This is a genomic window from Saccharopolyspora soli (assembly GCF_022678645.1).
GTDB lineage: Bacteria > Actinomycetota > Actinomycetes > Mycobacteriales > Pseudonocardiaceae > Saccharopolyspora > Saccharopolyspora soli.
The window spans coordinates 57,399-69,971 of record NZ_JALBWV010000050.1 but is presented as its reverse complement, the minus strand read 5'-3'; the positions used below and the strand labels follow the sequence as shown (position 1 = coordinate 69,971).

The window sequence follows — 12,573 nt, the reverse complement described above, 5'->3', positions numbered from 1 at the left end:
GCGACCGGCCCTCGCGGATCTCGAACACCACAACCCCTGAACAAATCAGGTGTTGCAACCACCCCTAGAACCCAAGGAGTAAGCCGGTGGAAGGCGCCCTTCACTCATCACCTGACCAGGGTTGTTCCAGCATGTGGACGTCGAGGTTCGGCCGGTTAGGGTAATCCCTCGCGACTTCAGTGGGTTGCGGTGCGGCACCCGCGAGGAACTAGCCAACGAACTCGGAGGGAACCACCGTGTCCACGCAACCGGTCGCCGAGCCGGAGCCCGTGCTCATCCGCTCGGCTCGGGACGTCACCGAACTGGTCAACTCGGGCGAGGCGCGGGGCAGCCACGCGAAGATGATCGTGCTGCTGGCGCTCGGCGGGATCTTCCTGGACGCCTACGACCTCTCCTCGCTGGCCTACGGCATCACCGACATCAAGCAGCAGTTCGGCCTGTCGCCAGCCGGGGCCGGTGCGGTCACCGCGTCGATCGGCGTCGGCGCGATCTTCGGCGCCTGGCTCGGCGGCCTGCTGGTCGACCGGCTGGGCCGCTACCGGGTGTTCATGGCGGACATGCTGTTCTTCGTGATCTCCGCGATCGGCTGCGCGCTTGCGCCGAACATGGAAATCCTGATCCTGTTCCGGTTCCTGATGGGCTTCGGCGTCGGCATGGACATCCCCGTCGCCATGGCCTTCCTGGCCGAGTTCTCCCGGCTGAAGGGCAAGGGCAGCAAGGGGGCGCGCACCGCGGCGTGGTCGCCAGCCTGGTACGTCGCGACCAGCGGCTGCTACCTGGTGATCATGTTGCTGTACTTCGCGTTGCCCGACGAGCACCACGGCCTGCTGTGGCGGTTCACCGTCGGCTTCGGCGCGGTGCCCGCACTGGTGATCCTGCTGGTGCGCAACAAGTACATGAACGAATCGCCGTCCTGGGCGGCCAACCAGGGCGACCTGGCGCGGGCCGCGGAGATCCTGCGCAAGTCCTACGGGGTCAACGCCGTCGTCGCCGCGGACGCGGACGTCGCGAAGCCGCAGCCGCAGCGCCGCGGCCTGCGGGAATTCGCTCAGCTGTTCCAACGCCGCTACCGCGCTCGGACCGTGCAGGCGCTGACCATCGGCGTCGCCCAGACCTTCGGCTACAACGCGGTCGCCTACGGACTGCCGATCATCATCGCGAGCCTCCTTTCCCAGGGCGCGCTGAACACGATCAGCGCCTCGCTGGTGCTCAACCTGGCCTTCGCGGTCACCGGTGGTCTGCTCGGCATCCGGCTGGCCAACAAGGTCGGTGGCTGGACGATGACCTTCCTCGGCTTCGCCGTGCAGCTGGCATCGCTGGTGGTGCTGGCGCTCATCGGCAAGCCCTCGGCCACCGCGTACGTGCTGTTCGCGATCTTCGCGCTGGGCGCGTTCATGTTCGCGCAGGCTTCCGGGCCGGGTGCGCACTTCATGAGCTTCGCCTCGCTGAGCTACCCGACGACGATGCGCGGCACCGGGATCGGCTTCAACCAGGGCACCCTGCGGGTCGGCTCGACGTTGGCGCTGTTCTTCTTCCCGGTGCTCAGTTCGGCCTTGGGCAGCGGGGTGTTCTGGGTGATCGCACTCGCCCCGCTGCTCGGCCTGGTCGCGCTGCTGGCCAAGCGCTGGGAGCCGGTGGGCTACGACGCGGATGCGGCGGAGGACGCCTGGCAGCGCGAGACGGCGGGCAGCGTCGCCCGTTGACGTCGGGCGGCTCGCGGCTGAAGATCGGCGGGACGCGAAACCCGCACGGAAACCGGAGCAGGCATGTCACGGCGCGGCCAGATCACCATGTCCGAGGACGAGATCGTCGACTTCATCGGCCAGCGCCGGATCGTGGTGCTGGCCACGGTGAAATCGGACGGGCGGCCGCACCTGGTGCCGATGTGGTTCGTGCACGACGGCCCGGTGATCGAGGTGTGGTCCTACAGCAGGTCGCAGAAGACGCTGAACCTGCGCCGCGACCCGCGGGCCACCCTGCTGCTGGAGACCGGCGCGGAATACGGCGAACTGCGCGGCGTCTCGCTGGAATGCGACGTCCAGATCCTGGAAGCCCCGGAAGACGTCGAGCGCATCGGTCTGGGCCTGACCCAGCGCTACGGTTCGCTGTCCCCCAGCGGCCTGGCGGCCGACGAGCAGGCGCGCGCCGCGCTGCGGGCGAGGGCGGCCAAGCGCGTCGGGCTGCGCTTCACCCCGACCCGGAAGATCACCTGGGACCACCGCAAGCTCGGCGGCACCTACTGAATCGACGTCCGCTGGGGCATCCGCGCGGGGCGCCGGATCGCCCGAATAAAACCGTTGGCGGACAGCGCTTATTCTGGACGGGTGAATTGGACCGTCGACGTGCCCGTAGACGAGCTGCCCGAGCTGCCGCCGCTACCGCCGGAAATGCGCGCCCGCCTGGACGACGCGCTGGCCCGGCCCGCCATGCAACAGCCGCAGTGGCCGGACCCGGACCAGATCAAGAACGTCCGGAAGGTGCTGGAGAGCGTCCCGCCGGTGACCGTTCCCTCCGAGGTGGACCAGCTGCGCCAGCACCTCGCGCAGGTCGCTCGGGGCGAAGCGTTCCTGCTGCAGGGCGGTGACTGCGCGGAAACCTTCGCGGACAACACCGAGCCGCACATCCGCGGCAACATCCGCACTCTGCTGCAGATGGCGGTCGTGCTGACCTACGGCGCGAGCATGCCGGTGGTCAAGCTCGGCCGGATCGCTGGCCAGTACGCCAAGCCCCGGTCCAGCGACAACGACGCGCTCGGGCTGCCGTCCTACCGCGGCGACATGATCAATTCGCTGGTCGCCACCGAGGAAGCGCGCCGCCACGACCCGTCGCGGCTGATCCGCGCCTACGCCAACGCCAGCGCCGCGATGAACCTCTCCCGCGCGCTGACCAGCGCCGGGATGGCGGCGCTGACCAAGGTGCACGACTGGAACAAGGACTTCGTGCTCAACTCGCCAGCTGGCGAGCGCTACGAGTCGGTCGCCGCCGAGATCGACCGGGGCCTGCGGTTCATGGCGGCCTGCGGGGTGGACGACTCCAGCCTGCACTCGGTGGAGTTCTACGCCAGCCACGAGGCGCTGGTGCTGGACTACGAGCGCGCCATGCTGCGGCTGGACAGCACCCGGGAGAAGCCGCGGCTGTACGACCTGTCCGGCCACTTCCTGTGGGTGGGGGAGCGGACCCGCCAGCTCGACGGCGCGCACATCGCGTTCGCCGAGCTGATCTCCAACCCGATCGGCCTCAAGATCGGGCCGAGCACCACACCCGAGCAGGCCGTCGAGTACGTCGAGCGCCTGGACCCGAACAACGAGCCCGGTCGGCTCACCCTGGTCAGCCGGATGGGCAACGGCAAGGTGCGCGACGTGCTGCCGCCGATCGTGGAGAAGGTCACCGCGTCCGGGCACCAGGTGATCTGGCAGTGCGACCCGATGCACGGCAACACCCACGAATCCAGCACCGGTTACAAGACCCGGCACTTCGACCGGGTGGTGGACGAGGTGCAGGGCTTCTTCGAGGTGCACCACCGGCTGGGCACCCACCCCGGCGGCATCCACATCGAACTGACCGGTGAGGACGTCACGGAGTGCCTCGGCGGTGCTCAGGAGATCTCCGACACCGACCTCGCGGGCCGCTACGAAACCGCCTGCGACCCGCGGTTGAACACCCAGCAGTCGTTGGAGCTGGCGTTCTTGGTCGCTGAGATGCTGCGCGGCTGATCGGAAAGCCACCAGAAGGCCCGGACGCGGTTCCGGGCCTTTCTGCTGTCCTGGTCAGGAGTGCGGTTGGGGCGTTGTGGCGGTGCGGGACAAGCGGCCGAAAGAGGCGCTGAGGCCCAGCGGGTCGAAGCGCACCAGGGACAGCGCGCCGAGCGCAGCGGCACCGATGCCCACCGCGACGAAGGGCCAGTTGTACATCGCCTGCTCGCCATCGGGGTAGTAGGCGAGCACCAATGCGATCGAGGCGCCTACCACGTAGGACAGCGCGCGGGGAGTCCAGGCGAAGGCGCAGCCGAGGGCCAGCCCCCAGGTCAGGTACCACGGCAGCACGACGGGGGAGAGCAGCGCACCGCAGCACAGCACGATCGCGGCCCGGCGCACGGCCTCAGCCCCGCCGACCCGCGCCTGCCACCAGTGCCAGGCGAGGATCACGACCAGCAGCAGGGAGCCGAGCGTGCGGGCGGTGCCCACGAACGGCCAGCTGTTGGTCTCGCCGAACAGCGAAACGAGGCTGTACACGGCCTGTCCGACCGCAGTTGGCGCGGACAAGTAGTTGACGATCATGCCTGGTGCAGACAGTGCGGAAAGCCAGCCGAAACCGACCTTGGCCAGTGCCGTGCAGGCGCCGAAGACCACCGCGAACACCCCGACCGCCGGGAACACCGCGCGGATGAATCGCTGCCACAGCGGGCCGGGCAGCCGGGCCGCCCACAACCACACCAGGAACGGCAACGCCAGCCCAGCGGTCGCCTTGATGGCCATCGCCGCCGACACCAGCGCGATTCCACCGATGTGCTTGCCTTCGAGCATCAGCAACGTGCCGACGGCCAGCAGCCCGATCATGAGCATGTCGTTGTGCGGACCGCCGACCAGGTGCACCACGGTCATCGGACTGGCCGCGACCAGCCACAGCGCGACCGGCAGCCGTCCGCCGAGGTGCCGGACCAGGCCGGGCAGCGCGCAGATCAACATCACGAGTCCGCACAGCAGCACCAGCCGCATCACGATGACGCTCGCGATGACGTCGTGACCGGCCAGCAGGATCACGCCCTTGGCCACCCCCATGAACAGCGGACCGTACGGCGCCGGGGTGGTCTGCCAGGTCGGGTGCACGTTCTCCGGGATCGGGCCGGTCAGCGTGGACGGGCCGACGCCGTAGGGGTCGAGGCCGTTCAACGCCAGCAGGCCCTGGCCCAGGTAGCTGTAGACGTCGCGGGTGAACAGCGGCGGCGCGACGAGCATCGGGCCGAGCCAGGCGGCCGTCGCCCAGAGCACGCCGCGCGAGGTGACCAGATGCGCGATCACCCCGCGCCCGAGTCGTACCCACGCCCACACCAGCAGCGCGAACCCGAGGTAGACGACCGCGATGGCCACGTCGTGGCCGTGCCCGTAGCGCAGCACCGACAGTGGTCCGGTGCCCAGGATCGGGTCGTGGACGAGCGTTCCGCCAGCGCCGAAGGAACCGAACAGCAGCAACGACGACCCGATCGCGCCCAGTGCGATGGTGCGCAAGGGCAGCGGACGACGCGGCCGACGTCCGCCGAGACCAGGCTCGTCGGCTGAGGTCTCCTTGGTCCGTTCGGACCAGTCGGGCGCCGACTCGATCGAAACACTCGGGGGCATTGTGCTGCCAATAATCCCACAATCGGCCACCGATCCCGCTGTGACCAGGAGAGATCGGTCGTGTCGGAGTCGACGGTCCCGCTTTCCGGTGATCATCGGCGGCCAAGTAGCCGCTGGTAGACCCCCGCTTGCTGGAGAACGTTACAGCAAGCGGAAGAGATCAGGATCACATTAGCAGTTGTGCAGGTTTCGGCCCGCCGCGAAGCACCGGCTCGCGGCGTCCCCGTAGTCGCGGGCGCCCGCCACTACGGGGACCGAGCATTCAGAACGCGCTCACGTAGATGGTGGTTCCAGGCGCGACGCGGCTGCCGGGCAGCGGATACACGTTGGTCAGGATCTGCATGTTCGGGCGCTGGAAGATCGCCTGGACGCTCAGCGTCAGGCCCATCGCGGAGACCTGCTGCTGTGCCTCGTCCACCCGGACGCCGCTGAGGTTGGGCACCGTGACCGCGTTCGACAGCACCACGCCGATCCGCGGCCGACCGACCAGCCGGACCTCGCTGCCGATGGCGGGGTCAGTGCTGATGACGTGGTCGCCGTCCACCCCGGAGTCGAACTGGCGGCCTGCCTCGTAGGGCTCGAACCCGGCGTTGCTCAGCGTGGTGAACGCTTCCTCGCGACTCATCCCGCGCACGTCCGGCACCGGCACCGGCGGTGGCCCCTTGCTGACGATCAGGGTCACCTCGGAGCTGATGTTCAGCGGGGTGCCGGGCGCCGGATTGACCCCGATGACCCGGCCTTCGGGGACGGTCGAGTGGTACTGGTCGGCGGACTCGTCGCGCTTGGGTTGCAGCTTGGCGTTGCGGATCGCGCTTTCGGCCTCGGCCACCGTGGTGCCCTCGGCGATCGCCGGGACCTTGGGTTTGCCCAGCGAGACCACCAGATCGACGCTGCCGCCGCTGCGAATCCGGGAACCTTCCCCCGGCGAGGAACTGATCACCACGCCTTCCGGCACGTCGTTGTCGTACTCCTTGGTGACGTTGCCGGTCAGGTCCACGCCGCCGAGAGCTCGCTGCGCGGCCGCCTCCTGCTCGCCGACGACTCGCGGCACCTGGACCCAACTGCCGAGACCCAACCAGTACGCCGAACCGCCGACCAGCGCGGCCAGCGCGAGGATCGCGGCCGTCCACAGCAACACCGTCCGCCTGCCGCGTCGGCGTTCCCGGACCGGTACGGCGACCGCGGCCACCTCGTCGGTGTGGTCGTCGCCCGTGGCGGGGCGCAGCATCGCGCGGGTCCGGTGCGGCCCAGCAGGTGCGTCCTGAACGGCCGGGATCTGCTCGGTCGGCGGGTCGTCGGGCACCATCCGCGCGGTGCGCTGCTCGGACGCCGGGACCGGCACCGGCACCGGTGCGATGCCGAGTTCGGCGCGCACCTGCTCCAGCTTGGCGAGGAATGCCTCCGCGCTCTCCGGGCGCTGCGCCGGATCGCGACGGGTCGCGCGGATCACCAGGTCGTCGACGGCTGGTGGGATGTCCGGGACCCGCTGGCTGGGTGCTGGCACATCGTCGTTGACGTGCCGGTATGCCACCGACAACGCGGTGTCGCCGAGGTAGGGCGGGCTGCCGGTCAGCATCTCGTAGAGCACGATCCCCGCGGCGTAGACATCGGTGCGGGCGTCGGCGACGCCGGTGGTCACCTGCTCCGGAGACAGGTACGCGACGGTGCCCAGGATGATGCTGCCGCTGGTCGTCCCGGCCTCGGCGGCCGCGCGGACCAGGCCGAAGTCGGCGACCTTGACCGAACCGTCGGTGCCGATCAGCACGTTCTCCGGCTTGACGTCGCGGTGCACCATGCCAGCCCGGTGTGCGGCGGTCAGCGCCGAGAGCACCGGTGCCATCACGCTCAGCGCCATCGGCAGCGGCAGCCGCCCACGCCGGTCCATGATCAGATCGCGCAGCGTGCAGCCCTCGACGAGCTGCATCACCAGGAAGACGTGGTCGGCGTCGGGGCCGTGGTCCACGCCCTGGTCGTAGACGGCGACGATGTCGGGGTGGTGCAGCCGGGCCGCCGCGCGCGCCTCGCGTTCGAAGCGGTCCACGAACGACCGGTCACCCGAGTACTGCGCGTCCATCACCTTGATCGCCACCGGCCGCTCCAGCCGGGTGTCCAAGCCGCGGTACACCGTGGACATGCCGCCGCGGGCGATCAGCGAATCCACCCGGTACCGGCGTTCGAGCATGGCTCCGACGAGGCTCGCGCCGCGTCCGGAGCGTGTCTCAGGAGTCATCTTCCGCCAACCGCCGGGTAACCTTTCCAACCCGATTGTGGCAGGTGGCGCGGGCGGCATCGGGGACACCTCCGGCGCTCGGGCGCGGGATCGATCACGATCATGATCGTAGGGCGAAGATAACCCGTGCGGTGCACGGCATCGCGGTCGCCGATGTGGCAAGGTGTGCAACGTGAGTGCGATCCCTGCTGCCCCGGATGTGCTCGCTCCCGATGTGGAGGTTGTCCCGCTGCCCGATGTCGCTGAGCGGCTCGGTCAGCCCGTGACCCGGGTGCACCAACTGATCCGTGATGGCCACCTGCTCGCCCTGCGCCGGGACGGCGTGTTGGGCGTGCCGACCGCGTTCCTCGCCGACACGGCGATCGTGAAGGGCCTGGCGGGCACGATCACCCTGCTCCGGGATGCTGGCTACCACGAGGACGAGATCCTGCGGTGGCTGTTCACCCCGGACGACTCGCTGCCCGGCACGCCGATCGACGCCCTGCGCGGCGATCGCGGCCGCGAGGTGAAGAGAAGGGCCCAAGCGATGGGCTTCTGACGCCCCGCGCGGTTGCGCCGCCCTCGACGCCTCAACCGCCGGTGATGCGCTGTGCGGCGAGCTTGCCGGACAGCAGGACAGGCGGGACACCCACGCCGGGCGTCGTGCCGGAACCGGCGAGCACCGCGTTGGCCATCCCGCGCAGGAGGTTCCGCGGCCGGAACGGACCGGTCTGGCTGAAGGTGTGCGCGGCTGAGAACGGTGTTCCGGCCGCGTGCCCCTGAGCTGCCCAGTCCGCCGGGGTGACCAGCTGCTGCGCTTCGATCGCGGCACCGAAGCCGGTGAAGCCGCGGTGTTCGAGCGTGCCCAGCAGTTCGTCGCGGTAGGCGGGGCCGACCCGGTCCCAGTCGATCGGCCCGGTGCGCAGGTTCGGGCACGGCGCGAGCACGTAGTGCAGCTCGCGGTCCGCGGGCGCCAGCGTCGGGTCGGTCGCGGTCGGCCGGGTGACCAGCAGCGACGGGTCGCTCATCAGCCTGCCGTCGCGGATGATCTCGGTGAAAGTGTCGTGCCACGCCGCGCCGAAGGAGATCGTGTGGTGGGCGCCGGTCCACCCGCGAGTGGTCCCGGCGTGCAGCACCACCGCCGACGGCGACCAGCGCAACCTGCGCCGTGATCGCTGGCCGAGCAGCGCGTGCACGACCGGTGGGTCAGGCGTGAGCACGAACGCGTCGGCCGCGATCCGCTCGCCGTGGGACGTGTGCACAGCGGTGATCCGGTCGGACCGCCGCTCCAAGCCGGTCACTTCGGTGCGGTAGCGGAATGCGACGCCCGCACCAGCGGCGGCGTCGGCGAGCGCGGTCGGGACCGCGTGCATGCCACCACGTGGGAACCACACGCCGTTGATCGTGTCCATGTAGGAGATGACCGCGTACAGCGCGAGCGCACGTCGCGGGTCCAGGCCCGCGTAGAGCGCTTGGAAGGAGAACACCCGGCGCAGCCGTTCGTCCCGCAGGAAGCGGCCGATCGCCGGGCCGAGCCGACCGAAACCGCCGAGCGCGGCGAGCCGGGCCAACTCCGGTGACACCAGGTCCAGCGGTGAGTCGAAGTTCGCGTCGATGAACCGGTGCATCTCCGCCCGGTGCACCTCGGTCAGCCAACGCCGCAGCCGCCGGTATCCGGCCGCCTCCCCGGGCCCGGCGAACCGCCGCACCTCCTGCTCCATCGCCGCGCCGTCGGTGTGCACGTCCAGCACCGAGCCGTCGGCGAATCGTGCCTGGTAGGCGGGTTGCAGCGGGATGAGGTCGAGGCGTTGGGCCAGCGTTTCGCCGACCGCGTGCAGCGCTTCATCGACCAGTTCGGGCATGGTCAGCACGGTCGGACCGGTGTCGATCCGGTACCCGGCGAGCTCCTGCAACCCGGCCCGTCCACCGGGCACCGCCGCGCGTTCGACCACGGTCACCCGTCGCCCGGCTCCTGCCAGGTGCAGTGCGGCGGCCAGCCCGGCGAGTCCCGCGCCGACGACCACGACGTGGTCCGTGCGGCCGGTGACGGTGCGCATCAGCGGCTGCGGTCGGTCACCGCGATCGCCAACTCGGCCAACCGGGACGCGGCCGGTTCGGCCAGTCCGGCCGTGTGCAGCGCGAGCATGGCCGAGCCGGTCAGCTCCGTGATCCGCTTCTCCACGGCCTCGACCGCGCCGAGCCGGGTGAGCAGCGATCGGGCCTGTTCGACGTGGTCCTCGTCCAGCTCGGGATCACCGAGCACGTCGCACAGCAGGTCCAGCGCAGGCTGGTCGGCCTGCTGCCGGGCCTTGGCCACGGCTTCGGCGATCAGCACCGTCCGCTTGCCCTCGCGCAGGTCGTCCCCGGCGGGTTTGCCGGTCACGCCGGGATCGCCGAAGACGCCCAGCAGGTCGTCGCGGAGCTGGAAGGCCACGCCGATGTCGGAGCCGAACCGGTGCAGCGCGCGCAGCGCTTCCGGGTCGGCCCCGGCGGCTTCGGCGCCGAGTTCCAGCGGGCGCTGCACGGTGTAGGAAGCGGCCTTTAGCTGGCAGATCCGCAGTGCCGCCTGGGGCGTCTCATCGCCCCGGTACTGGCCGAGCACGTCGAGGTACTGGCCCGCGAGCACTTCGGTGCGCATCGCCCGCCACGGCCGCAGCGCGCGGGCCAGCGCGTCGGGCGCGATCCCGGCGCTGTGCAGCATGTCGTCGGCCCAGGACAGCGCCAGGTCGCCGAGTAAGACCGCGGCGGCCGAGCCGAACTGGCGGCCAGCACCGGAGAATCCCGCCTCCTGGTGGATCCGCTCGAACTTGCGGTGCACGGTCGGATTGCCGCGCCGGGTGTCCGACTCGTCGATCAGGTCGTCGTGCACCAGTGCGCATGCCTGCAACAACTCAAGCGCGCTCGCCGCCCGCAGCATCGCCTTCGCAGCCGGTCCCTCGGCGCTACCACCGGCCGCGCGCCAACCCCACCAAGCGAAGGTGGGGCGAATCCGCTTGCCGCCACCGAGCACGAAGTCGGCCAGTTCGGCCACGGCAGCCGCGAACGCCGGGTCGAGATCGGCCGCTTCGGCGCGGCGGGTCCGCAGGTAGTCGGTCAACGTCTGCTGGACCTGACCGGGCAGGTCGAGTTCCAAGACGACTTCCTTGCCGGTTGCGCGCGCGACGGCCGAATGCGATGGGGGCACGCCTCCATCCTCCGCGATGCCGTTGTGCGGCGGCGTCCGGGTCCGCGGGTTGCTCCCGGTCACCGGTTCGGCTGCGGAGCGTAGTTTTCGAGATCCCCGGGACCTGCGCGCGGCCGGAAGCTGGTCGTCGACCGTGCCGGTGCGCAGGCGCCGGACGGCCACTTCGAAGACCGGCTCCGAGGCCCGCTACCAGCGTCGACGCGTGGACGAGCGGCAGGCGTTCGTATCCTGGTCGGCATGGCGGCGGTGGTGGATCGGCTGAACACCGAGCGGACGACGTTCTCGGTGGAGTTCTTCCCGCCGCGGGACGACGAGGAGGAGCGCATCCTCTGGCGGGCGGTGCGCGAACTGGAGCCGCTGGACCCGGCGTTCGTGTCGGTCACCTACGGCGCGGGCGGATCCAGCCGGGACCGCACCATCCGCACCACCGGGCGCATCGCGCAGGAGACCACGCTGACCCCGATGGCGCACCTGACCGCCGTGGACCATTCGGTGGCCGAGCTGCGCAACGTCATCGGCTGGTACGCGGCGTCCGGGGTGCGCAACGTGCTGGCCGTGCGCGGCGACCCGCCGGGCGACCCGAACGGCGAATGGATCCGGCACCCCGAAGGGTTGAGCTACGCCGAGGAACTCGTCCGGCTGATCCGCGAACTCGGCGAGTTCTGCGTGGGCGTGGCGGCTTTTCCGCATGGACACCCGCGTTCGGCGGACCTGGACACCGACGTGGCATACCTGGTGCGCAAGATCCGCGCGGGCGCCGGATTCGCCATCGCCCAGCTCTTCTTGGAGCCGGAGTACTTCCTGCGCCTGCGCGATCGGGTGGCCGCCCACGGCTGCGAAGTCCCGCTGCTGCCCGGCGTCATGCCCATCACCACGCCGCGCGTGCTGGGCAAGTTCGGCGAACTCGCCGGGGTGCCGGTGCCGACCGAGGTGTCGGCGCGACTGCTGCCGCTGGCCGAGGACCCGGCGGGATTCCGGGCAGCCGGGGTGGATCTGGTGACCCGGTTGTGCGAGCGGCTGATCGCCGAAGGCGTGCCCGCGCTGCACTTCTACACGCTCAACCGCTCGAAGGCGACGCGCCAGGTGGTGGCGAACCTCGGTCTGTGATCACACGTTCTGCTCGGCGCGGTGGCGCAGGTGCGCGCGCAGCGCGAGCAACGCCACCAGGAGCGCGGCGGTCACAGCGCCCGCGCCGACCAGCAGTGCCCAGCCGATCCAGTCCATGCCCGTGGCGTTGGCGAACTGGTAGGTGGCCGACAGCTCGGTGACCTCGCCGGGCTGCAACACCCAGCTGACCGTGCCAGCGCTCTCCTGGCCGTTGGTGTTGGTGATCTCGCCCGGTGCGCTGATCTTCAGCTCGACACCGGAATCGGTGTCCGCCAACGGGGTCAGGTCCGCCGAGCCTTCGAAGATCACCAGCGAGCCGGAGCGGGACAACTGCAGCCGGTACCGCGAGTCCGACGGGTTCAGCGCTTCGCCGAGCTGCTCGACCTCCTGGAAGGTCAGGTCGTGGAAGGACAGGTGCGAGCCGACGCGGCCGTCCCTGTCGTACGGCGTGACCTGCACCCGGTCGGCCAACCCGTCCGGCGGCTGCAACCGGAACGGCACCTGGCCGTCGGCGGTCTGGGTGGACACCAGGACCTCGCCGGAGACGAGGTCATCACCGGAGATGTTCAGCGCGGCGTTGACGTGCAGACAACCGCTGAGCAGCGTGCCGAGCACCGCGATCAGGACCAGCAGGAGCGCGGCTCGGCCGCGCGGCGTCTTGCCCTCCACTCGGGCGATCTTCCCATCCACCCGGCATTTCTGCCGACCGCGATACCTCCATTGCCGTAGCGCGTGGT

General features: G+C 70.3%; 10 protein-coding genes. 5 read left to right on the top strand and 5 right to left on the bottom strand.

Features of this window, described 5'->3' with window-relative positions; all coding sequences use genetic code 11:
- Nucleotides 1–236 precede the first annotated feature (236 nt).
- The 3 genes from MOQ72_RS31175 (at nt 237) to MOQ72_RS31165 (ending at nt 3,713) form a co-directional block, all read left to right on the top strand.
- The gene (locus tag MOQ72_RS31175) at nt 237–1,703 is read left to right on the top strand and encodes an MFS transporter (protein ID WP_242189330.1); all 1,467 of its coding nucleotides are present in this window, start codon (nt 237–239) and stop codon (nt 1,701–1,703) included.
- Between the two features lie 63 nt (nt 1,704–1,766).
- The gene (locus MOQ72_RS31170) at nt 1,767–2,243 is read left to right on the top strand and encodes a TIGR03618 family F420-dependent PPOX class oxidoreductase (RefSeq protein ID WP_242189329.1); all 477 of its coding nucleotides are present in this window, start codon (nt 1,767–1,769) and stop codon (nt 2,241–2,243) included.
- Nucleotides 2,244–2,324: 81 nt separating this feature from the next.
- Nucleotides 2,325–3,713 carry a class II 3-deoxy-7-phosphoheptulonate synthase gene (locus MOQ72_RS31165; protein WP_242189328.1) on the top strand — a complete coding sequence of 463 codons (1,389 nt, stop codon included), beginning with the start codon at nt 2,325–2,327 and terminating at the stop codon, nt 3,711–3,713.
- A gap of 54 nt (nt 3,714–3,767) precedes the next feature.
- Here the strand turns inward: MOQ72_RS31165 and mptB are convergent, their stop codons facing one another.
- Together mptB and pknB are read right to left on the bottom strand one after the other, a co-directional pair.
- Entirely contained in the window at nt 3,768–5,336 is a 1,569-nt protein-coding gene (mptB, locus tag MOQ72_RS31160) for a polyprenol phosphomannose-dependent alpha 1,6 mannosyltransferase MptB (RefSeq protein WP_242189327.1), read from the bottom strand.
- A gap of 262 nt (nt 5,337–5,598) precedes the next feature.
- Nucleotides 5,599–7,566 (bottom strand): Stk1 family PASTA domain-containing Ser/Thr kinase, encoded by a 1,968-nt coding sequence (gene pknB, locus MOQ72_RS31155; protein WP_242189326.1) that lies wholly within the window; start codon nt 7,564–7,566, stop codon nt 5,599–5,601.
- Between the two features lie 172 nt (nt 7,567–7,738).
- Here pknB and MOQ72_RS31150 point away from each other — a divergent pair, with 172 nt between their 5' ends.
- Nucleotides 7,739–8,104 carry an Rv2175c family DNA-binding protein gene (locus MOQ72_RS31150; protein WP_242189325.1) on the top strand — a complete coding sequence of 122 codons (366 nt, stop codon included), beginning with the start codon at nt 7,739–7,741 and terminating at the stop codon, nt 8,102–8,104.
- A gap of 31 nt (nt 8,105–8,135) precedes the next feature.
- Here MOQ72_RS31150 and crtI read toward each other — a convergent pair whose 3' ends face one another.
- Both crtI and MOQ72_RS31140 read right to left on the bottom strand, forming a co-directional pair.
- Nucleotides 8,136–9,602, bottom strand: a complete 1,467-nt coding sequence (crtI, locus tag MOQ72_RS31145) for a phytoene desaturase family protein (RefSeq protein WP_242189324.1) — start codon at nt 9,600–9,602, stop codon at nt 8,136–8,138.
- Entirely contained in the window at nt 9,602–10,729 is a 1,128-nt protein-coding gene (locus MOQ72_RS31140) for a polyprenyl synthetase family protein (protein ID WP_242189323.1), read from the bottom strand. The genes crtI and MOQ72_RS31140 overlap by 1 nt, the downstream gene beginning before the upstream one ends.
- 237 nt (nt 10,730–10,966) lie before the next feature.
- On the opposite strand from MOQ72_RS31140, the gene metF reads away from it, so the two are divergent.
- Nucleotides 10,967–11,836: a methylenetetrahydrofolate reductase [NAD(P)H] gene (gene metF, locus MOQ72_RS31135; protein ID WP_242189322.1), complete on the top strand. Its 870-nt coding sequence runs from the start codon at nt 10,967–10,969 to the stop codon at nt 11,834–11,836.
- Here the strand turns inward: metF and MOQ72_RS31130 are convergent, their stop codons facing one another.
- Nucleotides 11,837–12,526 carry a DUF3153 domain-containing protein gene (locus MOQ72_RS31130; protein ID WP_242189321.1) on the bottom strand — a complete coding sequence of 230 codons (690 nt, stop codon included), beginning with the start codon at nt 12,524–12,526 and terminating at the stop codon, nt 11,837–11,839.
- Between the last annotated feature and the right edge of the window lie 47 nt (nt 12,527–12,573).